Genomic DNA, 24,246 nt, shown 5'->3' with positions numbered 1-24,246 from the left:
CCGGTGCGAAAACAATCCGAATCGGTACCGGCGGAGCATCTGCCCTACGGAAACTGACAGATTGAGTGCGACGCCCTCCTTTCCTTCCGGTGGGTGATCGACGCCCCACGGCCGAAAGTGCTCCTGCGAGCCGGTTTCACCGGTCGCAACCGCCCATCGGGTAACGAATCCGTTGCGTTTACCCGGCGAACGCCACGGAAAACCATGTTGACGCCTTGCCGTGCAAGTTAACGGCGTGTCAGTATCCGGAATCGATCTGCCCCCGGGTACTTCCTGACGGTGACGCATCGTGAGAGCGCCGCCGGTCCCCGCGAAAGTTAACGACGTGTTGCGAACAGTGCGTGATAGGCGCCGGAGCCGAATTCCGCACTTAGCCTGACGCCTGCCCATGCGTCCGGTCGCCCTCCCGAAGCGCCACCCGAAGTGTCAGGAAAGGACTTACGTCCCATGACCCAGCGCCGCCGCCGTCCGCTTTCCCCCGAAGCCGCGGCTGTCATCCGCGCGCAACGTTCGGCCGGCCGGTTCAGCCGCCGGACGTTGTTCGCCGGAGCCGGCACCGCCGGGCTCGGCGCCGCCCTCGCCGCCTGTGGCACCTCGGCCCCCGGCACCAGCGGCGGTGAAGGCGACGGCAGGCCCACGGCCGCCAAGGACCTCTCGGCCACCGAGAAGAAGGTCAACTGGGCCAACTGGACGCTGTACCTGGACTACGACGACAACACCAAGAACTACCCGACGCTCCAGGCCTTCGAGAAGGAGTCCGGGATCACCGCCACGTACGACGAGGCGATCGAGGACAACGACTCGTACTACGGCAAGATCCAGGGCCAGCTGCGCAACGGCCAGGACATCGGCAAGGACGTCATCGTCTTCACCGACTACATGGCCGCCCGGGTGATCAAGCAGGGCTACGTGCAGGAGCTGAACCAGGCCAACCTGCCCAACGCCGCGAACATCCTGGACAACCTGAAGACGGTCGACTTCGACAACGGCCGTAAGTACTCGCTCACCTGGCAGTCCGGTTACGCCGGCATCGCCTGGAACAAGGAGCGCCTGCCCAAGGGCCTCAAGAGCGTCGACGACCTGTGGAAGCCCGAGCTCAAGGGCAAGGTCGAGGTGCTCTCGGAGATGCGTGACACGCTCGGCCTGATCATGCTCAACCAGGGCGTCGACATCTCCGGCGCGTTCACCGCCGACCAGTTCGGCAACGCCCTCGACGTGCTCGAGGAGCAGCTCACCAACGGCCAGATCCGCCAGGTGAAGGGCAACTCCTACAAGGAGGACCTGATCTCCGGCGACGCGCTCGCGGTGATCGGCTGGTCCGGCGACATCACCCAGCTGAACGCCGAGAACGGCGACAAGTGGGGGTTCGCGATCCCGGAGGCCGGCGGCACCCTCTGGAGCGACAACATGCTGGTGCCGATCGGCTCCCCGCACCGCACCAACGCCGAGGCGCTGATGAACTACTACTACGACCCCGAGGTCGCCGCCGAGGTCGCCGCCTACGTGAACTACATCTGCCCGGTGAAGGGTGCCCAGGAGGTCATGGCCTCCAGCAAGGACAAGGAACTGCGGGCCCTGGCCAAGAACCCGAAGATCTTCCCCGACCAGGCGGACCTGGCCAAGGTCAAGGTCTTCCGGACGCTCGAGGGCACCGAGGAGACCGAGTTCACCTCCGAGTTCCAGCGCGTCCTCGGCAACTGAAACAAGGGGTTTCACCATGGCGACTGCGGAAGCGGGCTCGGACCTGCGGCTCAGCGGCGTGACCAAGCGGTTCTCCGCGTTCACGGCCGTCGACGGCCTGGACCTGACGATCGAGCAGGGCGAGTTCTTCGCCCTGCTCGGCCCGTCGGGCTGCGGCAAGACCACCACCCTGCGGATGGTGGCCGGGCTCGAGGAACCCACCGAGGGCACGATCCACCTGGGCGGTCTGGACGTGACCCACCGCAAGCCGTACCAGCGGCCGGTCAACACGGTCTTCCAGAACTACGCGCTCTTCCCGCACCTGTCGGTGTTCGAGAACGTCGCGTTCGGCCTGCGCCGGCGTGGGGTGAAGAACGTGCGGCAGCAGGCCCTGGACGCCCTCGACCTGGTCGAGCTGGGCCACCTGGCCAAGCGCCGGCCGGCCCAGCTGTCCGGTGGTCAGCAGCAGCGCATCGCCCTGGCCCGGGCCGTGGTGAACCGGCCCCAGGTGCTGCTGCTGGACGAGCCGCTGGGCGCCCTGGACCTGAAACTGCGCCGCCAGATGCAGATCGAGCTCAAGCGCATCCAGACCGAGGTCGGCATCACCTTCGTGCACGTCACGCACGACCAGGAGGAGGCCATGACGATGGCCGACCGGGTGGCGGTGATGAACCACGGCCGGATCGAGCAGCTGGGGGCGCCGACCGACCTGTACGAGGCGCCGCGGACCACGTTCGTGGCGAACTTCCTGGGCCAGTCCAACCTGGTGCCGGTGCGCCGGGCCGGCACCGACGGCGACTACCTGGTGGTCGAGGTGCAGGGCCAGCGGGTGGGCATCCTGCGTGGTCGCTGCGAGAACGACGGTGACCTGCTGCTCGGCGTCCGGCCGGAGAAGATCCAGATCATGGACGCCGGTGCGCGGGTACCGCACGCACTCAACCGGTTCACGGGTGGAGTGGTCGTGGACGTGAGCTACCTGGGCGTGTCCACCCAGTACCTGGTGCGCATGCCCTGGGGGCAGAACCTCACCGTGTTCTCCCAGAACCTGGGCCTGGGCGTCGGTTTCCGTGACGGCGAGCAGGTGCAGCTGGCCTGGGAACCGGACCACAGCTTCGGCCTGGCCGGCGACGCGGACGCCGGGGTCGACGAGGACGCGGCCGAGCTCACCGCGCTGAAGGGCTGAGCGATGCCCGCCCTGACCCCCACCGCGGCCGACACCGAGGCCCTGCCCCGGGCCTCCGGCCGGCAACTGCGCACCGTGCTGCTCCTGCTGCTGCCGGGGCTGCTCTGGCTCGGGATCTTCTTCATCGTGCCGATCTTCACCCTGGCCGGCACCTCCACCCAGACCCCTTCCGGCAGCGGCCTTCCCGGTGAGTTCGTCCAGACCTTCCGGCTGGGCAACTACTGGGACGCGATCACCGCCTACCGCGGGCACTTCGCCCGCTCGTTCCTGTACTCCAGCCTGGCCACCCTGCTGTGCCTGGCGATCGGCTACCCGCTGGCCTACCTGATCGCCTTCCGGGCCGGGCGGGCCCGGAACCTGCTGCTGGTGCTGGTGGTGGCGCCGTTCTTCACCAGTTTCGTGCTGCGCACCCTGGCCTGGCGGCAGATCCTCTCGGACGACGGCTGGGTGGTCTCGTCGCTGAAGTGGCTGCACCTGATCCCGCAGGACCTGGCCGTCACCGCCAGCCCGATCGCGGTGGTCGCCGGCATCACCTACAACTTCCTGCCGTTCATGGTGCTGCCGCTGTACTCCAGCCTGGAGCGGATCGACCCGCGGCTGATCGAGGCCGGCGGCGACCTGTACGGCAACGGCCTGACCGTGCTGCGCAAGGTCACCTTCCCGCTGTCGATGCCGGGGGTGGTGGCCGGGACGCTGCTCACCTTCATCCCCGCCTCGGGCGACTACGTCAACGCCAACCTGCTGGGCAACACCCGCACCACGATGATCGGGAACGTGGTGGAGAGCCGCTTCTTCCGGGTGGTCGACTACCCGACCGCGGCCGCGCTCAGCTTCGTCCTGATGGCGATCATCCTGGTGCTGGTCGTGCTCTACGTCCGCCGCGCCGGCACGGAGGAACTGGTATGACGCGCTGGCTCTCGAAGTACGCCCTGCACATCTACGGGGTGCTGGCGTTCGCCTACATCTTCACCCCGATCGCCTACGTGATGGTGTTCAGCTTCAACCAGCCGGCCCGGTCCAACCTGACCTGGCGCGGGTTCACGCTGGAGAACTGGACCAACCCGTGCAACGCCCCGGACGTCTGCGCGGCGCTCGGCAACAGCCTGAAGATCGGCCTGGCCTCGACCCTGATCGCCACCGTGCTGGGCACGATGGTGGCCTTCGCCCTGGCCCGCTACCGGTTCCGCGGCCGCACCCCGACCAACCTGCTGATCTTCCTGCCGATGGCCACCCCCGAGGTGGTCCTGGCCGCCTCGCTGCTGACCCTGTTCCTGAACCTGCGGATCGAGCTCGGCCTGGTCACCGTGGTGATCGCGCACGTCATGTTCAGCATCAGCTTCGTGGTGGTGGCGGTGAAGGCCCGGATCGCCGGCCTGGACCCGCGCCTGGAGCAGGCCGCGCAGGACCTGTACGCCAACGAGTTCGAGACGTTCCGCCGGGTCACCCTGCCGCTGGTGGCCCCCGGTATCGCCGGCGCCGCCCTGCTGGCGTTCAGCCTCTCGTTCGACGACTTCATCATCACCAACTTCGTCTCCGGTGACGTCAACACGTTCCCGAAGTTCGTGTACGTGTCGGCGCAGCGCGGTATCCCGGCCGACGCCTACGTGATCGGCTCGGCGATGTTCCTGCTGGCGATGGGCATCGTGCTGGCGGCCGAACTGTTCCGCTGGCGCCGCGAGAAGCAGCTCGCCAGTTAGGTCGCGTCGCTCTCCCCGGCCGGGAGCATCGGGTTCTGGCCGGGGAAAGCCCGTTCCGGCGGCTCACCGGCGAAGCCGTAGCTGCCGGAACGGATGCGCTCCAGCACCTCGCCCACCCACTGCTGCTCGGCGCGCAGCAATGCGACCTGGAAGTGGAACATCTCCACCACGTGCTCCGGCTGGCCGGGGGCCGAGGGGCCGACCTCCCGCGCCGTGTAACCGATGCTGGCCACCCGGGCCTCGAGCAGGCTGATCCGGGCGGTGAGGGCCGCGACGACCTCCTCGCGGGACAGCACCCACCAGAACGAGATGCCCGCGCTGATCCAGTCCTGCTCGAAGGGGTGCAGCTCCCACAGGGCCTTGCGCACCAGCCGCTGGAACTCCGTGTCCCCGTCCACGGTCAGGCGGTAGACCATCTTCTTCTTGCTGCCGCCCTCCGGGTCCGGCTCCTCGACCAGCAGCCCCTCCCTGGTCAGGCCGCGCAGCGCGTTGTAGACCGAACCGGGGTTCAGGTGCGCCCACTCGGCCACCTGCCAGCTGCCCAGCTCCCGACGGACGAAGTAGCCGTGGGTGGGCTGGAAGATGCGCACGGCCCCCAGCACGAGAAGCCTGGTCACGGACATGGCCGAAGCCTATGCCGCCCATCGGGCGAATCCGCGCCGCACCGGCCGGGCGGATGCTTGCCGCGAACCCTAACGGAACGTAAGGTGCGTGTGACCTGGGTCATAACGCGCTTGGTCCGTACGCCGGCACCGCGAGCGATGAGGAGTTCCATGCCCACGCCCACGACAGCCCTGGAACGTATCCCGGTCTACCGGCCCTACCTGGGCCCCGAGGTCACCGCCGCAGCGCAGTCCGCCCTCGAGGCCGGCTGGCTCGGCATGGGCCGGCTCAGCCAGGAGTTCGAGCTCGGGCTCGAGCGTTTCCTGCGCCTGGACGGCCGGCGCGTGGTCTCCACCAACTCCTGCACCGAGGCGCTGCACATCGCCGGGCGCCTGATCGGCCTGGGCCCGGGCGACGAGGTGATCGCCCCGGCCTTCACCTACGTGGCCGGGCACCAGGCGATGAGCCGCACCGGCGCCGAGATCGTGTTCTGCGACATCGAGGACGGCTTCCTGAGCATCGACCCGGCCCGGGTGGAGGAGCTGGTCACCGAGCGCACCCGGGCCGTCCTGGCGGTCGACTACCTGGGCCTGCCCTGCCGGCTCGACGAGCTGACCGAGCTGGCCGGCCGGCACGGCCTGCGGGTGATCGAGGACGCGGCGCACGCCTTCGGCACCCTGAGCAAGGGCCGCCCGGTCGGTTCCTTCGGCGACATCACCTGTTTCAGCTTCGGCCCGGTGAAGACCATCACCACCCTGGAGGGCGGCGCCGTGGTCACCTCCGACCCGGCCGACGTGCAGGCCCTGCACGAGCTGCGGCACCTGGGCATCGACTCGGACACCGACGCCCGCTACAAGAACCAGCGCAACTGGGAGTTCGACGTGGTCCGCCAGGGCTACCGCTGCCACCTCGGCTCGGTGCCCGCCGCGATCGGCCTGGCCCAGCTCGGGCTGGCCGACGAGTTCATCCGCAACCGCCAGGAGTACTGCCGGATCTACGACCGGGCCTTCGGCGGCCTCGAGAAGGCCGGGCACGTAAGGCTCTTCGACACCGCCTGGAAAGACGTGGCGCCGTACATCTACGTGCTGCGGCTGCGCGACGGCAGCCGCCGCCAGGCCCTGATCCAGCACCTGAACGAGCACGGCGTGGCCAGTGGCATCCACTTCCTGGGGGCCCACGAGTTCAGCTTCTACGCCGCCAGCCGGCGCGGCCCGCTGACGGTGACCGAGGCCGCCACCGAAGAGGTCCTGACCCTGCCGCTGCACCCGTACATGGACGATGCCACCCTCGAGCGTGTGATCACAGCCGTCAACACCTTCTTCGGCGCCGCCGGATGACGAGCGCACCTCCCACGCTGAGCGTGGTGATCTGCTGCCGGAACAGCGCCTCGACCCTGGCCGACACCCTGGAGTCGGTCGCGGCCCAGAAGTACGAGGGGTGGTGGGAGGTCGTGGTGGTGGACAACGGCTCGACCGACACCACCGTCGAGGTCGCCCAGCGGTTCGCCGACCGCCTGCCCAACTTCCGGGTCCTGCGGGTGCCCGAACCGGGGTACCAGGCGACCGCCCTCAACCACGGCATCGCCCGGACCACCGGCGAGGTCTTCGTGTTCGTGGACAGCGACGACCTGCTGGCCGAGGGCTACCTCGACCGGATGGCCCGGGCCCTGGCCACCGCCCCCTACGTGGGCGGGGAGCTCGACGTCGAACTGCTCAACCCACCCGCCGTCCGGGCCCGTCGGGACCTGTTGCAGAGCAAGCAGATCGACGAGTACTGCAACTACGGCCCGGCCGTGGTGGGCGCCTCGATGGGGGCCCGGCGCGAGGCGATCGAGCGGGTGAACGGTTTCGACGAGTCCCTGCCCACCCAGCACGACCTGGACATCTCCTGGCGGCTGGACCGGGCCGGGGTGAAGGCCAGCTTCGTGCCGGGGGCGGTGCTGCACTACCGCTACCGCGTCGGGCCGCGCGAGATCTACCAGCAGGAGCGCGGTTACGGTGTGGGTGAGGTGGTCCTCTACCGCAAGTTCCGCAACGCGGGCATGCGCCGGCGCGGCCCGCGGCAGATGCTGGGCAGCTGGGTGCGGGTGCTGATGGCCCTGCCCGGCGCGTTCCGTCCCGAGGGCCGGGCCCGCCTCGCCACCGTGGCCGGCATCGCGGTCGGCCGCCTCGAGGGCAGCCTTCGGCACCGGGTCCTGTACCTGTAGGAGTCCGGAAGGGGCCGTGCGTGACCACGCACGGCCCCTTGTCTTTGCCCCACGCGAAGTAGTCAAACTTGACTACTTCACCCGGACGGGTCCACCATGGTGATGTCGCGGATCTGTCGCACACCGCGTGATCAGTTGGCGCACAACGCTTTTGTGCAGGCCAAGACTCTGGGGGACGAGTTGCCATGATCCATGCCCGCGCACTGACCAGGACGTTCACCACCCGCACCGGCCCGGTCGAGGCCGTCCGCGGGGTCGACCTCGACGTGGAGACCGGCGAGATCGTCGGCTTCCTCGGCCCGAACGGGGCGGGCAAGACCACCACCCTGCGCATGCTGACCACCCTGCTGCGCCCCACCTCGGGCCAGGCCACCGTGGCCGGGCACGACCTGCTGCGTGATCCGGTGGGGGTGCGCCGCAACATCGGTTACGTGGCCCAGGGCGGGGTCACCCTGCCCGAGGCCCGGGCCGGCGAGGAGTGTGTCGACCAGGCCCGGCTGTACGGCGTGAGCCGGCGCGACGCCGCCGCCCGGGGCCAGGAACTGTTCGGCCAGCTCGACCTGGACGGTCTGTGGGAGCGCAAGTGCTCGTCGCTGTCCGGGGGCCAGCGCCGCCGGCTCGACATCGTGATCGGCCTGATGCACTCCCCCGGCCTGGTGTTCCTCGACGAGCCCACCACCGGGCTCGACCCGCAGTCGCGGGCCAACCTGTGGGACCACATCCGCCGGCTGCGCGACGACCTGGGCGGCACGGTCTTCCTGACCACGCACTACCTGGACGAGGCCGACCAGTTGTGCGACCGGCTGCTGGTGATCGACCACGGCCGGATCGTGGCGGCCGGCACGAAGGAAGAGCTGAAGGCCGGTGTGGGCGGCGACGCGGTGGTGGTCCGGCTGGCCGAGCCGGGTCGGCGGGCCGACGCGGTGGGTGTGATGGCCGCCCTCCCCGGGGCCGACGAGCCCGCCGTCGAACGTGACCAGATCACCGTGCACGTGCCCGAGGCCGGCGCCCTGCTGCCCCGGCTGCTGCGCGAACTCGACGCCAAACAGGTCGAACTGGCGGGCATCGAGGTGCGCCGCCCGACGCTCGACGACGTGTTCCTCAACCTGACCGGGCGCTCCCTGCGCGACGAGCCCGCCGCCTGAACGGCCTGAACAGCCGCGCACCCCCTCACCCGGCCCGATCCCCACGGGTCCGGCCGCTGTCCGCCGACGGCGACCCGACCCGTCCTCTGTTCTCGACCGAGGAGCCGACGATGAACTCCGTGTGGCGTGACACCTGGCTGACCTTCGAGCGCCAGATGCGCCTGAGCCTGCGCAATCCGGTCTGGGTCGTGCTCGGCCTGACCCAGCCCCTGCTCTACCTGGCCCTTTTCGGCCCTCTGCTGAAACCGGTGGTGGCCAGCACCCCGGGTCTGCCCCCGGGCGACGAGTGGCAGATCTTCGTACCCGGCCTGCTGGTGCAGCTGGGCATGTTCGGCGCCGCGTTCGTCGGCTTCGGCCTGGTGGCCGAGTACCGGGCCGGCGTGATCGAACGGCAACGGGTGAGCCCCTGCAGCCGGGTGGCCCTGCTGGCCGGGCGGGTGCTGCGCGACGTGGTGGTGATCGTGGTGCAGACCGTGCTGCTGCTGACCGCCGCCGTCCCGTTCGGCCTGCGGGCCCCGATCGCCGGGGTGCTGCTCTCCCTGCTGATCGTGGCCGGGCTGGGCGCGGCCTTCGCGTCGCTCTCCTACGGCTGCGCGCTGCTGCTGCGCAGCGAGGATGCGCTGGCCCCGCTGTTCAACGGCCTGGCCATGCCGTTGCTCCTGCTCTCGGGGATCCTGCTGCCGATGTCGCTCGCGCCGGCCTGGTTGCGCCACCTCTCCGACGTCAACCCGCTCAAGCACACCGTCGACGCCACCCGCTCGTTCTTCTCCGGGGATCTGGCCAGCGCCTCGGCCCTGTGGGGGTCGCTGGCCACCGCCGCCCTGGTGGCGGCGTCGCTGTGGTTCGGCGCCCGCACCTTCCGCCGCGAGTCCGCCTGATCAACTTGACTCATGCGGCCGGCCGGGTCTCACTCAAGGCCCGGTCGGCCGACAAGAATCCCCATTAAAATGCCCGAAACGGACATACTCAAATTGCTGCTCGCAATTCCGCGGGCGAATTCCGGGGGTTTTCCCTTATGTTGCCTACTCCGATCGGGTGAGACTATCCCGTGAGGTTTACAACTCTCTCCGAGCGGGCCGCTCGGCGTCACCGAACCGTGACCATGACAAATACGCAACGCCCGGAAGGCGTCCGGAGAGTCGGCAGATGAACGCTCCGCAGTAATGCCGATCGTGATGACGCCATTACGCAGAGGCTCATTCCCACGACTCTGACATAGATTTGTGTCACTGTGTTGCCGCTGGTCTACCCAGCGTCAGAATGCAGCGTTTACCGAGGCCCCTGCTGACACGGAATGCCTCGGACAGCATCACGGCGAGTGCCCGACCGCCCGCACAATCCATCACAGTTTCGTCACCCTGAGTTCCGGAAAGAGATCCGCCCAGGTGTTTCCGGCCGAGGCCGAGCCCGAATGACGACAGCTTTCCGGAATGCGGCTTCCCTGGCCTGACAACGTGTGTTTCCATTGTCCGGACAGTGGGGAAGGCACACATCTGCGTATGAGCCGCCAGCCCTGGACGACTGGAGACTCGATGAGTAATTCACCCCGGGGCTTCGCCGGAATCCGTCAGCGGATGACCCGCAGCGACGCCAAGCACGCCAACCCGAGCCCGGCCGAGGGCGGCCGTCCGGCCGTCCCCGCCCCCACGCCGACCGACTCCGGTGAGATGCCGGTCCCGCTGCGGCCCGCCGACATGCGCGGTGGCGACCACATCGACCTGCGGGTCAGCTCCGAGTCGCAGGAGCACCGGTTCGCGTTCGAGCCGGGGGCCCCGTTGCCGGCCCGCAGCCGTCGCTCCTCCCAGCCGCCGACCCCGCAGCACGGCGTGCCCGAGGCCGCCGAAGTGGTGCCTCCGGTCACCGGTGCCGAGGCGATCATCGCCTCCGCCACCGTGATCTCTCCGGTCTCGGGCACCTACCTGGTGTCGGCCGAGCCGGTCGAGGAGGCGCGGCGCCAGGCGGCCGCGGCCCACGCCGCAGCGGCCGCCACCGCCACCCATGCCCCCCACACCCCGCGCGCGCAGGCCGGCCCGGTGGCTCCGCCCCCCACCTCGGCCGCGGGTGCCTACCGTCACGAAGAGCGCCGGCGGGTTCCCCGGCCCCAGCAGGCCTCCGCCCCCCGCCCGGCCGAACAGCCGTACGGGCAGCAGCAGCCGGCCCACCCCGGCCAGGGGCGCCCGGCGCCGAGCGCGCCCTACGCCAACCCGGGCTACCAGGGTTACGACGGCACCGGTTACGGCACGCCTCCGGTGGGTTCCCCCGCCGTCACCCCGGCGGCCTATCAGCACCCGACCGTGCCTCCGCCCGCCTACCAGGCCCCGCCCGTCACTCCGCCGGCCTACCAGGCCCCGCCCGTGACCCCGGCGGCGTACCAGCCCCCGGCCACACCCCCGGCGATCTCGCCGACCACCGAACCCCTGAACCTCCGGCACCTGCAGGGCCACCCGGCCCCCGCAGTGGAACCGGACAGCACGATGCGTCGCCGGACCGACCAATCGGCGGATTGGTTCCCGGCCCGGCCTGCCGAGAGACAACCAGAGAGTCATCTCGGCAGCCGGTCCGCGGGGCCGGTTGGTAGTCCTGCCCGCAGACCTCTGGGCCCCGGTCCGGGCGATCGGCCCGGATCCGCTCTGCAACTCCGCTCGCCAAAGGATGCTTACATGACCAACATCGACACCGTTCTCAAGGAAGCCATGCAGATCGACGGCGCCGTCGGCGTCGCGCTCGTGGACTACACGAGCGGCATGACTCTCGGCCAGGCCGGTGGCGGCAGCCTCAACCTCGAGGTCGCCGCGGCGGGCAACACCGAGGTGGTGCGGGCCAAGCTGCGCACGATGGAGGCACTCGGCCTGCGCGAGGGCATCGAGGACATCCTGATCACGCTGGACTCGCAGTACCACCTGATCCGGCTGATCACCGACCAGACCGGCATCGGGCTGTTCCTGTACCTCGCCCTGGACAAGCACCGCTCGAACCTGGCCCTGGCCCGCCGGAAGCTGGCGAACCTGGAGCGCACCATCGAGATCTGAGGGCGTACCCCCGCCCCGAGGGCGATCGAGGCCCGGCCTGCGGAGGTCCAGACCATTCGCAGCGTCCGGTTCGACGGTTCCCTGAAGATCGACCTGTAGGGCGCATCCGGCCGCGGATGCGCCCTACCGGCTTTTTCAGCTGCGCAGCACCGGGCCGAGCGCCTCCAACACCGAGGCGTCCTCGATCGTGCTCGGCACCGTGACCTCGGCGCCGTCGGCGATCTGGCGCATGGTCTTGCGCAGGATCTTGCCCGAGCGGGTCTTGGGCAGGGCCGCCACCACGTCGACCCGGCGCAGCGAGGCCACCGCGCCGATCTCCGAGCGCACCAGCTCGACCAGCTCGGTCTGCACCTGCGCGGCGGGCGTGTCCACACCCGACTTCAGCACCACCAGACCGCGCGGCAGCTGCCCCTTCAGCTCGTCGTGCACCCCGATCACCGCGCACTCGGCCACCGCCGGGTGGGCCGCCAGCACGGCCTCCATCGAACCGGTGGAGAGCCGGTGGCCGGCCACGTTGATCACGTCGTCGGTCCGGCCCATCACGAAGACGTACCCGTCCTCGTCCTTGAAACCGCCGTCGCCGGACAGGTACCAGCCCGGGAAGGCGGACAGATAGCTGGAGACGTACCGGTCGTCGTCCTGCCAGAGCGTGGCCAGGGTGCCCGGGGGCATCGGCAGACGCAGGCAGATCGCCCCCTCGGTGCCGGGCGGCAGCACCTCCCCGGTGGGCCCGAGCACCTGCACGTCGTAGCCGGGGATCGGCACCGACGGGGAGCCCGGCTTGATCGGCAGATCGTCCAGACCGCGGGGGTTGGCGCAGATCGGCCAGCCGGTCTCGGTCTGCCACCAGTTGTCCACCACGGGTACGCCCAGTTTCTCCGAGGCCCAGCGGTAGGTGTCCGGGTCCAGCCGCTCGCCCGCCAGGAACAGCGTCTTCAGGCTCGAGATGTCGCGACCGGCAAGCAGTTCCGCGTCGGGGTCGGCCCGCCGGATCGCCCGGAAGGCGGTGGGCGCGGTAAAGATCGCGTTCACGGAGTGCTCTTCGACCACGCGCCAGAACGCCCCGGCGTCGGGGGTCCCGATCGGCTTGCCCTCGTAGAGCACCGTGGTGGCGCCGGCCAGCAGCGGCCCGTAGACGATGTACGAGTGGCCCACCACCCAGCCGACGTCGCTGGCGGTGAACATGACGTCCCCCGGCCCGACCCCGTAGATCGCCTTCATCGACCAGGTCAGGGCCACCGCGTAACCGCCGCTGTCCCGAACGATTCCTTTAGGACGTCCGGTGGTTCCGGAGGTGTACAGGATGTACAGGGGGTCGGTGGCCTCCACTGCGACGCAACCGGCCGGGGGCACAGCATTCGGCGTCATCAGGGTGCGCCACTCGACGTCCTTCGGACCCATCTCGGCCCGGGCCTGCTCACGCTGCACCACCACGGTGGTCTCGGGCTCGTGCTCGGCCCGGCGCAGCGCCTCGTCGAGCAGCGGCTTGTACTCCACCACCCGGGTCGGCTCGATCCCGCAGGACGCGGTGACCACCACCTTGGGCCGGGCGTCGTCGATCCGGACGGCCAGCTCGGCCGGGGCGAACCCGCCGAACACCACCGAGTGCACGGCCCCGATCCGGGCGCAGGCCAGCATGGCGATCACCGCCTCGGGGATCATCGGCAGGTAGATCAGCACGGTGTCGCCCTTGGTCACCCCGCAGGCCTCCAGCCCGCCGGCGAAACGGGCGGTGAGGTCGAGCAGTTCGGCGTAGGTGTAGCGACGCTGCGTGCCGGTGACCGGTGAGTCGTAGATCAGCGCGTCCTGTTCGGCGCGGCCCTCGATGATGTGCCGGTCGAGGGCGTTGTAGCAGACGTTCAGCCGGGCGCCGGGGTACCAGCGGTAGACCGGTGGACTGCCCTCGTCCAGGATCTGTTTCGGCTTCCTGATCCAGGCCACCTCGCGGGCCGCGTCGGCCCAGAACCCGGCCGGGTCCTCCAGGCTCCTGCGGTACGCCTCGGCGTAGCCACCCTGTCCGCTGCTCATGAGTCCTCCCGATCGTGGTTCCTGACCCTGGCGGATCCGGTGCTCATCATCCGTGACACCCTGACCGGGTGTCCTTCGACCCCGCCCAGCTGCCCGAAGCCGCCCTGCCGTTGCTGACCGAGCGGCACCTGGCCACCCTCACCACGCTGCGCGCCGACGGCAGCCCGCACGTCACCCCGGTGGGATTCACCTGGGACGCACCGGCCCGGCGGGTGCGGGTGATCTGCTCGGGCACCAGCGTCAAGGCGCGCAACGCGGCCCGGGGCGGCCGGGCGGCGGTGAGCGTGATGGAAGGACGCTACTGGCTCACCCTGGAGGGCCCGGCCCGGGTGCTGGACGACGCGGAGGCGGTGGAAGACGCCGTGCGCCGCTACGCCCAGCGCTATCGCCAGCCCCGGGAGAACCCGCAGCGGGTGGTCGTGGCGATCGAGGTCGACCGGGTCCTGGGGCACGTGCCCACCGCTGACTGACATGCCCGCATGATGCGGGGCCCGAGGTTGCGCCGGGGTTGCCGCTACGGCTCGATCTGGGTGGCGTAGGTGCCGAACCAGCTGGTCGCCATCCGCGACGTCCTGATCCCCGGCACCTGGACCGGAGCGTTCCGGTCGACGGTGTCGCCCTGGCCGAGCTGGCCGGCGCCGTTGAACCCCCAGCACCACAGGGTGGTGTCACGTCGCACCGCGCAGGTGTGGGCGTAACCGGCGCTCACCGCGTACCAGTCCGTCGCGGTGCCCACCTGGACCGGCTCGGTGCGCTGGGTGTTGTCACCGAGACCGAGCTGGCCGTTGCTGCCACTGCCCCAGCACCAGAGGGATCCCCCGCCGCGGATCCCGCAGCTGTGCACCCGTCCGGTGCTCACCTCGACCCAGTCCTGCGCCGTGCCGACCTGGACCGGAGTCCGATGGGCAGCGGTGTCACCGGCCCCCACCTGCCCGCGGCTGTTGGCTCCCCAGCACCAGAGGCTGCCGTCGACCTGGATCCCGCAGGTCACCCCGTAGACCGAGCTGACCTGACGCCAGACCGTGGCCGACCCGACCTGGACCGGCGTGCTGCGGTTGGTGATGTCGCCCTGCCCCAGCTGACCGGAGGAGTTCAGGCCCCAGCACCACAGAGAGGCGTCGACCCGGGTGGCGCAGGTGTACTGCAGACCGGCCGAGACGGTGGCCCAGTCGGCGGCCGTCCCGACCTGGTTCGGGGTGCCGTAGGTGGTGGTGTTGCCCGAACCGTTCTCGCCCTGGGTGTTCTCGCCCCAGCACCAGAGCGTTCCTTCGCGGCGGATCCCGCAGACGTGGTACTGCCCGATGCCGACCGAACGCCAGAACGCGTTCCAGGCGGTGCCCGCCACCACCTGGGTGAGCGCCGGACGGGACGTGTAGTCGCCCTGGCCGAGCTGGGCCGAGCCGTTGTAGTCGGAGCACCACAGCGTGCCGTTCTCGCGCACCGCACAGAGGTTGAGCCGCCCGGGCCCGAGCCGCTGCCAGTCGTCGACCGACCCGATCCGGGCCGGCGCGGTGAGGATGTGCCCGGCCTGCCCGTTGATGCTGTAGCCCCAGCACCAGACCGTTCCGCCGGCCCGCACCCCACAGGTGTGCTGACCACCGGAACTCACCCCGGCCCAGTCGGTGTCGGCCCCGATCTGGGTGGGCTGCGACCGGTTCGCGGTGGTGCCGGTGCCGAGGATGCCGCGCGTCCCGCTGCCCCAGCACCACAGGGTGCCGTCGGCCCGGAGCCCGCAGGTGTGCGCCGTCCCGAGCTCGACCGACGTCCAGTTGCCGGCCGTGCCGGCCTGGACCGGGACGGCGCGGTCGGCGGTGTCGCCGGCGCCCAGCTGCCCACTTGAGTTGAGCCCCCAGCACCACGCCGAGCCGGTCGCCCGAAGCCCGCAGGTGTGCTGCCCGCCGGTTCGCACCCAGGTCCAGTCCGTAGCGGTGCCGACCTGGACCGGGCTGGTGCGGCTGACCGCGTCGCCCACCCCCAGCTGCCCCTTGTCGTTGTTGCCCCAGCACCACAGCGCGCCGCCGGTGGTCCGGGCGCAGGTGTGAAGGGCGGTCACGCTCACCTCGCCCCAGGAGCGGTCCGGGGCCACCTGCACAGGTACGGTCCGCCGGGCCGTGTCGGCGAGACCGAGCTGCCCGTAGGCGTTGTCGCCCCAGCACCAGAGCGTGCCGCCGGCCCGGACGCCGCAGGTCGAGGCCTGCCCGCTCGAGACCTGCAACCAGTCGGTGGCGCCGGCGACCTGGACCGGGGACGACCGGTTGGTGGTGTCGCCGAGGCCGAGCTGCCCGGCGCTGTTGTTCCCCCAGCACCAGAGCGTGCCATCGGTCCGGATCGCGCACGTCGTACCGGTCCCCGCCGAGACCTGCCGATAGGTGGCCGTGCTCAGCCGGGTCGGACCGTAGACGTATTCGGAGGTGCTGCCCAGGCCCAGCTCGCCCGTCCCGCTCGTTCCCCAGCACCACAGACCGGCGTCCCGGCCCAGGGCGCAGCTCTGCTGGCTCCCGGCCGAGACCTGCGCCCAGGTCGAGGCGGTTCCCACCTGGTCCGGCGCCAGCCGCGGAGTGGTGTCCATCCCCCAGCGGAAGACCGGCCCGACCCCGAAGTCGGTCCGGCTCGTGATCACGGAGCGCACTTCGGTACTGCCGGTGAAACCGGCCCCTACGGAAGGCTGGAGCACCGCGGCCAGCACGAGCAGGGCCGCCACGGCAGCCCCGAGCAGCGCGCGCCGGATCCTCATGTGCTTCCTAGGTCGGCCGCCGGCCGGCGGTCTTGAGGAGCGGATCAGGTGGCGTCGGTGATCAGGCGCTCCACCGCCTCGGGGGCGAAGACCGCGTCGGCCACCGACAGTGCCAGGCCGATCGGGCCGGCGCTGTTGTCCAGCGAACTGCGCACGATCTGCAGGCGCGTGGTGGCCAGCGGCAGCGAGCGGCGGTAGACCATCTCCCGGATGCCGGCGAACAACTGCCCCTCGACCCGGGCCAGCTGACCGCCGATCACGACCACCCGCGGGTTGAAAAGGCTTACCGCACCGGCGATCGCCGCTCCCAGCACGCGGCCCGCACGGCGGGTGATCTGCACCGCCACCGGGTCTCCGGAGAGGGCCAGCTCGATCGCCGCGTCGACGCTGGAGACGTCCCGCCCGGCGGCCTGCAGGTCGCGCATCAGGGCCCAGCCGCCCACGTAGGCCTCTACACAGCCGATGTTCCCGCACCGGCACAGCGGCTGGTTCTCGTCGTCGGGCTGGCTCAGCTGGGAGTGCCCGATGTCCCCCGCGGCGCCGTCGGCGCCCCGGTAGATCTGGCCGCCGACCACCACCCCGGCCCCGATCCCGGTGCCGAGCTTGAGCATCAGCAGGTGCCCGGCGTCGGGGTAGTTGCGCCGGTACTCGCCGATCGCCATCGCATTGACGTCCTTGTCCACCTGGACCGGGCAGTCGTAGGTGCGGGCGAAGCGGCCACGGATGTCGTAGCCGTCCCAGCCGGTCATGATCGGCGGGTTGACCACCGCCCCGCGGGCGAAGTCGACCGGGCCGGGCACCGACAGGCCGATGCCGTGGACCTGCGCCGGGGTGGTGCCGGTCTCGGCCAGCAGCGCCGCGAACTCCTGCTCGACCAGCGTCAGGATCGCGTCCGGACCGCCGGTGATGTCGATCCGGCGCTGCCGCTCGGAGGCGATCTCGCCGTTCAGGTCGCAGACCGCCGCCCGCATCCCGGTGGCGCCCAGGTCGGCCACCAGCAGCACCCCGCGCCGGGCGTGGAAGGCGAAGCGGGTGGCCGGCCGGCCCCGGGTGGGACTGCCCTCACCCGCCGCCGCGATCAGCCGGGCCTGCAGCAACTGGTCGAGCCGCTGGTTCACCGTGGTGCGGGACAGGCCGGTCAGGGTCATCACCTCGGCCCGGGTGAGGGCCCGGCCACCGCGGAACAGGGCGAGAACCTCGCCCACACCGCTGTTCACGCTGGTCGGCGCAGTGACGCCGGAGGTCTGCGACTGCAGGGGGGCGGCGCTCATCGCATCTCCGCCGGGACTGGGCAGCGCTCCAGCAAGTCGACGCTGAACTCGCGGGTAAACAACACGGGACCATCCTAGTTCTGCGTAGCAACTTTGCAAAAGGGTTGGTCTTAACGATTGACAGCCGACGCAAGAGGGCATGTAATCGATCAGACCGTTGGCGGTACGAAGCCGTACCCGTACGCAAAGGAGCTCCAACGTGGGAGCCAGCACCTCGATCCGTCGCATCGCCGCTCTCGGCGTGCCCCTGTCGTTCGCCGCCGTCGCGCTCGCGGCCTGCGGCGACTCCTCCTCCTCGGGCGAGGCCGGTGGCTCCGGCGGCGACGCCTCCCCGGCCAAGGTCGCCGCGATCATCAAGGGCCTCGACAACCCCTTCTTCCAGACCATGGAAGACGGCATCGAGGCCGGCGCCGCGGCCCAGGGCCTGGAGACCACCGTCCAGGCGGCCAACTCGATCACCGACACCACCGGCCAGGCCGACAAGCTCACCGCCCTGGCCGGGCAGGACTTCAGCTGCTACATCGTCAACCCGATCACCGGCACCAACCTGGTGCAGGGCCTGGCCCAGCTGGCCGCGCGGGACAAGACGATCGTGAACATCGACTCCCCGGTCGAGGAGGAGGCCGCCGAGGCGGCCGGCGCCACCCCGGCCACCTACATCGGCACCGACAACGTCGAGGCCGGCAAGCTCGCCGGCGCGGAGATGACCAAGCTGGTCAGCTCCGGCGACGTGGCCGTCATCGGCGGCACCTCGGGCGACGTCACCAGCAACGCCCGGGTCGAGGGCTTCACCCAGGGCCTGGGCTCCTCGGTCAAGGTGGTGCAGACGGTCGCGGCCGACTGGAACCGCGAGAAGGCGCTCACCCAGGCCACCACCGTGCTGCGGGCCAACCCCGGCCTGAAGGGCTTCTACGTGGCCAACGACGACATGGCCCTGGGCGTGGTGCGGGCCGTCGAGAACGCCGGGAAGACCGGTGACGTCAAGGTGATCGGCACCGACGGCGTCGAAGAGGCGCTGACCTCGGTGAAGGACGGCGGGCTGACCGCCACCGTGGCCCAGTACCCCTACACCATCGGCGAGATGGGCCTCGAGGCCTGCGCCGCCGCGGCCGCCGGCAAGAGCCTCCCGACCAGTGTCGACGCCCCCGTCGAACTGGTCACGGCCGACGTCGCCGACAAGGCGCTGGCCGCCACCCCCAAGCCGTTCGGCGAGTACGAAGACCCGATCGCCGAACTGCTCAAGTAGTTCCGGACCGCGGGGACGGCTCACAGACCTGACCACGCCGTCCCCGTCCGCGTAAGCCCCCACCACCCCCCTTGGTGAGGTGGCCTCCGCCGGTGATCCCCGGCGTCCTCGATCTGCCCGAAAACCACTGCCGCACAGCGGCACGAAAGGTTCAGCGATGTCCGCAACCACTCTCGAAGCGCCACCGGCACCCCCGGGCCCGGCGCGCAGCCGGCGTCTGCGAGACCCCGCCTTCTGGGCCGACTGGGCCGCCCTGGTCGGGCTGATCGGCCTGACCGTCGTGTTCCAGTCGCTGAACTCCTCGTTCCTCAGCTCCGGCAACGTGCAGTCGATCCTGGTGGCCTCGGCGATCCTGGTGATCCTCTCGGTCGGCCAGACCTTCACCATCGCCACCGGCGGCATCGACCTGTCGGTGGCCTCGGTGATGACCTTCTCGGCAGTGGTTCTCGGCTGGACCTTCGCCGAGGGCTGGAGCCTTCCGCTCTGCCTGGGGGCGGCGGTGCTGGCCGGCCTGGTCTTCGGCGCCGTCAACGGCGCCCTGATCGCCAAGGGCCGGATCCCCGACTTCGTGGTCACCCTGGGCTCGCTCAGCGCCGCCTCCGGCCTCGCGCTGATCCTGGCCGACGGCAAGCCCACCACCGTGATCAGCCCGTTCCTGCTGCGGCTGTCCACCCAGGGCGTGGGCATCGTCGGCTACACCTTCCTGCTCGCCGTCGTCCTGGCCCTGCTCGCGCACGTCCTGCTCTTCCACACCCGGTTCGGCACCCACGTGCTGGCGGCCGGCGGATCGCCCGAGGCGGCCACCGCCACCGGGATCAGCACGGCCCGGATCAAGGTGGCCGTGTACACCCTCTCCGGCACGCTGGCCGGGCTGGCCGGCATCCTCCTGGTCGCCCGGATCGGCGCCTCCTCCCCCGCCGCCGACACCACGATGACCCTGAACATCGTGGCCGCGGTGGTGCTCGGCGGGGTCAGCCTGCTCGGCGGCCGGGCCACGATCATCGGCCCGGTGCTCGGCGCCCTGGTCCTGACCGTCCTGGTCAACGGCCTGACCCTGGTCGGCGTCTCGCAGTTCTACCAGCCGCTGTCGGTGGGCATCGTCGTGGTGCTGGCCGCCCTGTTGATGAGGTTCCAGAAGTGACCGCGACGACCACCCAGGCCCTCGTCTCCGTCGACGACGTCAGCCTCTCCTTCGGCAGTGTCCGCGCTCTGCGCGAGGTCTCGCTGACCCTGCGCCCCGGCGAGATCACCGCCCTGGTCGGTGACAACGGCGCGGGCAAGTCCACCCTGGTGCGTTGCCTGTCGGGCATCCACCGCCCGGACTCCGGCCGGATCGTGTTCGACGGCGAGGAGACGAGGTTCTCCAACCCCGAGGACGCCCGGAAGGCCGGGATCGAGACCGTGCACCAGAACCTCGCGCTGGTCGAGGACCTCACGGTCTGGCAGAACCTGTTCCTCAACCGCGAGATCACCAACGGTCTGGGTCTGCTGAACCGCAAGGCGATGAAGGCCGAGGCGCAGCGCATGGTCTCGGCGCTTGCGGTGAACGTGCCCAGCGTGACCTCGACCGTGCGGCGGCTGTCGGGCGGCCAGCGCCAGGCCGTGTCGATCTGCCGCGCCGCCGGTTTCAGCTCGAAGCTGGTGATCATGGACGAGCCGACCGCGGCCCTGGGGGTCCAGGAGACCGAGCGGGTCGAGCAGCTGATCCTCAAGCTCCGCGAGGACGGCCACGCCGTGCTCCTGATCAGCCACAACTTCGCCCAGGTGATGCGGCTGTCCGACCAGGTCTGGGTGATGCGCTCGGGCCGGTGCGTGGCCGGCCGCCGCACCGCCGAGACCACCGGAGAAGAGATCGTCGCCCTGATCACCGGCGCCCAGCAGTCCTGAACCTCGTTGCTACGTAAGGAAAACCCGATGAACCCCCTAGGTGTGCACGCCCTGGTCTGGGCCGGCAGCACTTCCCCCGAAGAGGTCGAACTGGCCGTCCGCAGCACCCGGGAGGCCGGTTACGACCTGCTCGAGTTCTCCCTGCACGACGGCCTGACCATGGACGTGGCGCACGCCCGGGCCGAACTGGAGAAGGCCGGGCTGCAGGTGGCCTGCTCCCGCGGGCTGGCCCCGGACGCGGACGTCTCCAGCGAGGACCCGGCCGTGGTGGCCCGCGGTGCGGAACTGCTGAGCAGGTCGCTGGAGATCACCGCCGGACTGGGCGGCAAGATGTTCGCCGGCGCCCTGTACAGCGCCTTCGGCAAGGCCTCGCAGCCGCTGTCCGCGGCCGGCCGGGCGAACGTCGTCGGCGTCCTGCGCGACCTGGCCGCCCAGGCGGCGAAGGACGACGTCACGCTGATGCTCGAGATCTGCAACCGCTACGAGACCAACGTGATCAACACGGCCCACGACGCGCTGCTGCTGGCCGACGACATCGGCGCCGACAACGTGAGGATCCACCTCGACACCTACCACATGAACATCGAGGAGACCGACATGGTCCGCCCGGTGCTCGAGGTCGGCGACCGGCTGGGTTACGTGCACATCGGCGAGAACCACCGCGGCTACCTGGGCAGCGGGCACATCGACTTCACCGGGTTCTTCCACGCCCTGGCCGACATCGACTACACCGGCCCGATCACCTTCGAGTCGTTCTCCTCGGCCGTGGTCGCCCCCGGGCTGTCCAACGACCTGGCGATCTGGCGCAACCTCTGGTCGGACGGGATGGACCTGGCCAAGCACGCGCAGTCCTACCTGGTGAACGGTCTCGCGGCAGCGCGGCACCCGTGACCGGCGCGCCCGTACCCCTGCAGAACACTGCGGCAGGGCATGATGCCCTGGTGCGACCGACTCTCGACGAACTGGCCGCCCGGGTGCTTAAGCTGACGGCCGGGAGAATGGGCGACCGCGTCATCGTCGGGATCGCCGGGGTACCTGGCGCCGGCAAGAGCACGCTGGCCGAGAAGCTGACCACAGTGCTCGCCGAGCGGATCGGCCCCGAACAGGTGGCCCACGTCCCGATGGACGGTTTCCACCTGGCCGACGTGAGTCTCGACCGGCTGGGGCTGCGGCAGCGGAAGGGGGCGCCGGAGACGTTCGACGCCCTCGGCTACGCGGCGCTGCTCCAGCGGCTGCGTGAGTCCGGCGACCTGGTCTACGCGCCGGGATTCGAACGGACCATCGAGCAGCCGATCGCCGGGGCGATCCCGGTGTCTCCCGGAGCGCGCGTGGTGGTCACGGAGGGGAACTACCTGCTGCTCGGCGGCGACTGGGACAGGGCGAAGGAACAGCTCGACGAGGTCTGGTTCTGCCGTACCCCCGAGGATCTGCGGCTGGAACGGCTGCTCGCCCGCCACGTGCGGTTCGGCAAGACGCCGGAGTTCGCCGCGCAGTGGATCGAGCAGACCGACCAGCCGAACGCCCTGCTGATCGAGGCGTCCAGTCACCGGGCCGATCTGGTGGTCGAGATGGACTGAACCACAAACTGAGGACGCCTGTCAGCACTCGTGCTGACAGGCGTCCTCAGTTTGTGGTTCTAGACGGTCTGGACGACCAGGAGCTCAACCACGCGGTCGAGGAACGCGTCGACCGAGGCCTCGCGGTACCCCCGGGAGCCGCGCCGGCTCTTGAACACCGCCAGGCGCACCGCGTCGGGCGGCAGCGGCTGGCCCATCGCGAACGACTCCTCGATGCGGATGCACAGGTCGTCGACCGCGTCGATGTCGTAGGTGAGCTCCATGCCGCTACCCCGCGGGAACCGCTCCCCGTCGGGCCGGGCCAGCTGGGCCCGCAGCGACTGCTCCTGGGTGCGCAGCTGGGTCTGCCAGGCCTGGCTGCCGCTGCGCTCCTCGCCGCGCTGCTTCTCGCGACGGGCGAAGGCATCCTCGATCCGGTCGAGTGCCGCGTCGACCGCGTCCACGTCGTACCCGCCGCGCACCAGGTCGAAGCCGACCGTACGGACGTGCCACGACGTCATCGCGGGCCCACGCCCGTTCTCCTCGTACGCAGCCCGGGCCCGGCCGAGGAACGACTCGACCTGGTCGACGTCGTAACCCTTGGACATGCGGCCTGCCCGCGGAAAGGTCTCGCTCACATCCGCCATTCTGCACTCTTGGGGTCGGTCCGTGTGGCCCGGTCGCGGATGAGGACACGTGAAATTTGCGGCCGGGAACCAGTTGTGATGATGCCGTTACTCACCGGGACGCCTGTGCACTCGTCCGGCGCAGTCACCCGGAGGTCAGACCGTGGCCGCGAGCTGACCGCAGGCCCCGTCGATCTCCTGCCCGCGGGTGTCGCGGACCGTGGTGGGCACCCCGCGCTCGCGCAGAGCGTTCACGAACGCGTTCTGCGCGCGGTGGGTGCTGGCCGTCCACTTCGACCCGGGGGTGGGGTTCAGCGGGATCGGGTTGACGTGCACCCAGCCCCGGCCCCGCCGGTTCAGTTCCTTGCCCAGCAGGTCGGCCCGCCACTCGTGGTCGTTGATGTCCTTGATCAGGGCGTACTCGATGCTGACCCGGCGGCCGGTGGCGTCGAAGTAGCGGCGGGCGGCGTCGAGCGTCTCGCCGACCTTCCAGCGCGTGTTGATCGGCACCAGCTCGTCGCGCAGCTCGTCGTCCGGCGCGTGCAGGCTGAGGGCCAGCGTGACCGGGATGCCCTCCTGGGCCAGCTTGTCGATGGCCGGGACCAGGCCGACGGTGGACATCGTGATGCCCCGCGCGGACATGCCCAGGCCCTCGGGAGCCGGGTCGGTGAGCCGGCGGATCGCGCCGACGGCGGCCTTGTAGTTGGCCAGCGCCTCACCCATGCCCATGAAGACGACGTTGGTGACCCGGCCGGCGCCGGTGCTCTCCGCCTCTTCGCCCAGCGGGGCCCCCTGGGTGGCCTTCTTCAGCGGGGCCGCGGTGCGCATGTGGCGAGCGGCCGTACGCACCTGCTCGACGATCTCGGCGGTGGACAGGTTGCGGGTGAGCCCGGCCTGCCCGGTGGCGCAGAACGGGCAGTTCATCCCGCAGCCGGCCTGGCTGGAGATGCAGACCGTGGCGCGGTCGGGGTAGCGCATCAGCACGCTCTCGACCAGGGCGCCGTCGAACAGCCGCCAGACCGTCTTGATCGTGGCGCCGTCGTCGCAGACCAGTTCGCGCACCGAGGAGATGAGCGGCGGTGCCAGTGCGTCGAGCAGGCGCCGGCGGGAGGCCGAGGGCAGGTCGGTGAGCTCTTCGGGGGTGAGGTCGGCCAGACGCTCGAAGTAGTGCACCGAGAGCTGCCGGCCCCGGAACGGCTTCTCACCCAGTTCCTTGACCGCCTCCATGCGCTCGGCGAGCGTCATGTCGGCCAGGTGGCGGGGCGGCTTGCCCCGGCGGGGCGCGACCATGAGCAGCTTGCCCGGCGCGGGGGCGGTCGGCTTCGGTTCGGGGAGGGGTTCGGGGCTCATTGTTG

21 protein-coding genes are annotated in these 24,246 nt (G+C 70.4%); 15 read left to right on the top strand and 6 right to left on the bottom strand.

Going from position 1 to position 24,246, the window contains the following annotated elements; all coding sequences use genetic code 11:
- Positions 1–447 precede the first annotated feature (447 nt).
- From QSK18_RS15990 to QSK18_RS15975, 4 genes are read left to right on the top strand one after another with little or no spacing between them, the layout of a single operon-like run.
- A complete protein-coding gene (locus tag QSK18_RS15990) occupies positions 448–1,701 on the top strand; it encodes an ABC transporter substrate-binding protein (RefSeq protein ID WP_232813518.1) in 1,254 nt (417 codons plus the stop codon).
- A gap of 16 nt (positions 1,702–1,717) precedes the next feature.
- Positions 1,718–2,863, top strand: a complete 1,146-nt coding sequence (locus tag QSK18_RS15985) for an ABC transporter ATP-binding protein (RefSeq protein WP_285619949.1) — start codon at positions 1,718–1,720, stop codon at positions 2,861–2,863.
- A 3-nt stretch (positions 2,864–2,866) separates the two neighbouring features.
- Positions 2,867–3,769: an ABC transporter permease gene (locus tag QSK18_RS15980; protein WP_285619947.1), complete on the top strand. Its 903-nt coding sequence runs from the start codon at positions 2,867–2,869 to the stop codon at positions 3,767–3,769.
- Positions 3,766–4,560: an ABC transporter permease gene (locus tag QSK18_RS15975; RefSeq protein ID WP_232813521.1), complete on the top strand. Its 795-nt coding sequence runs from the start codon at positions 3,766–3,768 to the stop codon at positions 4,558–4,560. The genes QSK18_RS15980 and QSK18_RS15975 overlap by 4 nt, the downstream gene beginning before the upstream one ends.
- Here the strand turns inward: QSK18_RS15975 and QSK18_RS15970 are convergent.
- Positions 4,557–5,183, bottom strand: a complete 627-nt coding sequence (locus QSK18_RS15970) for a PadR family transcriptional regulator (RefSeq protein ID WP_232813522.1) — start codon at positions 5,181–5,183, stop codon at positions 4,557–4,559. The two genes, QSK18_RS15975 and QSK18_RS15970, sit on opposite strands and share 4 nt — an antisense overlap.
- Before the next feature lie 150 nt (positions 5,184–5,333).
- On the opposite strand from QSK18_RS15970, the gene QSK18_RS15965 reads away from it, so the two are divergent.
- From QSK18_RS15965 to QSK18_RS35955, 5 genes are all read left to right on the top strand, one after another.
- Positions 5,334–6,500, top strand: coding sequence for a DegT/DnrJ/EryC1/StrS family aminotransferase (locus QSK18_RS15965; RefSeq protein ID WP_232813523.1), 1,167 nt, complete (start codon positions 5,334–5,336; stop codon positions 6,498–6,500).
- The gene (locus tag QSK18_RS15960) at positions 6,497–7,369 is read left to right on the top strand and encodes a glycosyltransferase family 2 protein (RefSeq protein WP_232813524.1); all 873 of its coding nucleotides are present in this window, start codon (positions 6,497–6,499) and stop codon (positions 7,367–7,369) included. Before QSK18_RS15965 ends, QSK18_RS15960 begins: the two co-directional genes overlap by 4 nt.
- Before the next feature lie 185 nt (positions 7,370–7,554).
- A complete protein-coding gene (locus QSK18_RS15955) occupies positions 7,555–8,514 on the top strand; it encodes an ATP-binding cassette domain-containing protein (RefSeq protein WP_232813525.1) in 960 nt (319 codons plus the stop codon).
- Between the two features lie 110 nt (positions 8,515–8,624).
- The gene (locus QSK18_RS15950; protein WP_232813526.1) at positions 8,625–9,392 is read left to right on the top strand and encodes an ABC transporter permease; all 768 of its coding nucleotides are present in this window, start codon (positions 8,625–8,627) and stop codon (positions 9,390–9,392) included.
- 1,782 nt (positions 9,393–11,174) lie between these two features.
- Positions 11,175–11,543, top strand: coding sequence for a hypothetical protein (locus tag QSK18_RS35955; protein ID WP_352396566.1), 369 nt, complete (start codon positions 11,175–11,177; stop codon positions 11,541–11,543).
- A gap of 135 nt (positions 11,544–11,678) precedes the next feature.
- Here QSK18_RS35955 and QSK18_RS15940 read toward each other — a convergent pair whose 3' ends face one another.
- The gene (locus QSK18_RS15940; RefSeq protein ID WP_232813528.1) at positions 11,679–13,571 is read right to left on the bottom strand and encodes a propionyl-CoA synthetase; all 1,893 of its coding nucleotides are present in this window, start codon (positions 13,569–13,571) and stop codon (positions 11,679–11,681) included.
- A 68-nt stretch (positions 13,572–13,639) separates the two neighbouring features.
- On the opposite strand from QSK18_RS15940, the gene QSK18_RS15935 reads away from it, so the two are divergent.
- Positions 13,640–14,041, top strand: a complete 402-nt coding sequence (locus QSK18_RS15935) for a PPOX class F420-dependent oxidoreductase (RefSeq protein WP_285619938.1) — start codon at positions 13,640–13,642, stop codon at positions 14,039–14,041.
- Between the two features lie 44 nt (positions 14,042–14,085).
- On the opposite strand, the gene QSK18_RS15930 is transcribed toward QSK18_RS15935, so the two are convergent.
- Positions 14,086–16,305: an RCC1 domain-containing protein gene (locus QSK18_RS15930; RefSeq protein ID WP_285619936.1), complete on the bottom strand. Its 2,220-nt coding sequence runs from the start codon at positions 16,303–16,305 to the stop codon at positions 14,086–14,088.
- 44 nt (positions 16,306–16,349) lie between these two features.
- Positions 16,350–17,576 carry an ROK family transcriptional regulator gene (locus QSK18_RS15925; protein WP_232813531.1) on the bottom strand — a complete coding sequence of 409 codons (1,227 nt, stop codon included), beginning with the start codon at positions 17,574–17,576 and terminating at the stop codon, positions 16,350–16,352.
- A 199-nt stretch (positions 17,577–17,775) separates the two neighbouring features.
- Here QSK18_RS15925 and QSK18_RS15920 point away from each other — a divergent pair, with 199 nt between their 5' ends.
- The 5 genes from QSK18_RS15920 (at position 17,776) to QSK18_RS15900 (ending at position 22,286) form a co-directional block, all read left to right on the top strand.
- Complete coding sequence (locus QSK18_RS15920) at positions 17,776–18,822, top strand: substrate-binding domain-containing protein (protein WP_232813532.1); 1,047 nt, start codon at positions 17,776–17,778, stop codon at positions 18,820–18,822.
- Positions 18,823–18,979: 157 nt separating this feature from the next.
- Positions 18,980–19,963, top strand: coding sequence for an ABC transporter permease (locus QSK18_RS15915; RefSeq protein ID WP_285619933.1), 984 nt, complete (start codon positions 18,980–18,982; stop codon positions 19,961–19,963).
- The gene (locus tag QSK18_RS15910; RefSeq protein WP_232813534.1) at positions 19,960–20,709 is read left to right on the top strand and encodes an ATP-binding cassette domain-containing protein; all 750 of its coding nucleotides are present in this window, start codon (positions 19,960–19,962) and stop codon (positions 20,707–20,709) included. The genes QSK18_RS15915 and QSK18_RS15910 overlap by 4 nt, the downstream gene beginning before the upstream one ends.
- Positions 20,710–20,736: 27 nt before the next feature.
- Positions 20,737–21,600 carry a sugar phosphate isomerase/epimerase family protein gene (locus QSK18_RS15905; RefSeq protein ID WP_232813535.1) on the top strand — a complete coding sequence of 288 codons (864 nt, stop codon included), beginning with the start codon at positions 20,737–20,739 and terminating at the stop codon, positions 21,598–21,600.
- Positions 21,601–21,650: 50 nt separating this feature from the next.
- On the top strand, positions 21,651–22,286 hold the full coding sequence (locus QSK18_RS15900; RefSeq protein ID WP_285619930.1) for a nucleoside/nucleotide kinase family protein: 636 nt from the start codon (positions 21,651–21,653) through the stop codon (positions 22,284–22,286).
- Between the two features lie 59 nt (positions 22,287–22,345).
- Here QSK18_RS15900 and QSK18_RS15895 read toward each other — a convergent pair whose 3' ends face one another.
- A complete protein-coding gene (locus QSK18_RS15895) occupies positions 22,346–22,903 on the bottom strand; it encodes a DivIVA domain-containing protein (protein WP_232813537.1) in 558 nt (185 codons plus the stop codon).
- Between the two features lie 144 nt (positions 22,904–23,047).
- Positions 23,048–24,241 (bottom strand): dual-specificity RNA methyltransferase RlmN, encoded by a 1,194-nt coding sequence (rlmN, locus tag QSK18_RS15890; RefSeq protein ID WP_285619926.1) that lies wholly within the window; start codon positions 24,239–24,241, stop codon positions 23,048–23,050.
- Between the last annotated feature and the right edge of the window lie 5 nt (positions 24,242–24,246).

Origin of the sequence: Kineosporia sp. NBRC 101677, assembly GCF_030269265.1 — a bacterium.
Lineage (GTDB): Bacteria > Actinomycetota > Actinomycetes > Actinomycetales > Kineosporiaceae > Kineosporia > Kineosporia rhizophila.
This window is presented reverse-complemented; position numbering and strand designations above follow the sequence as displayed.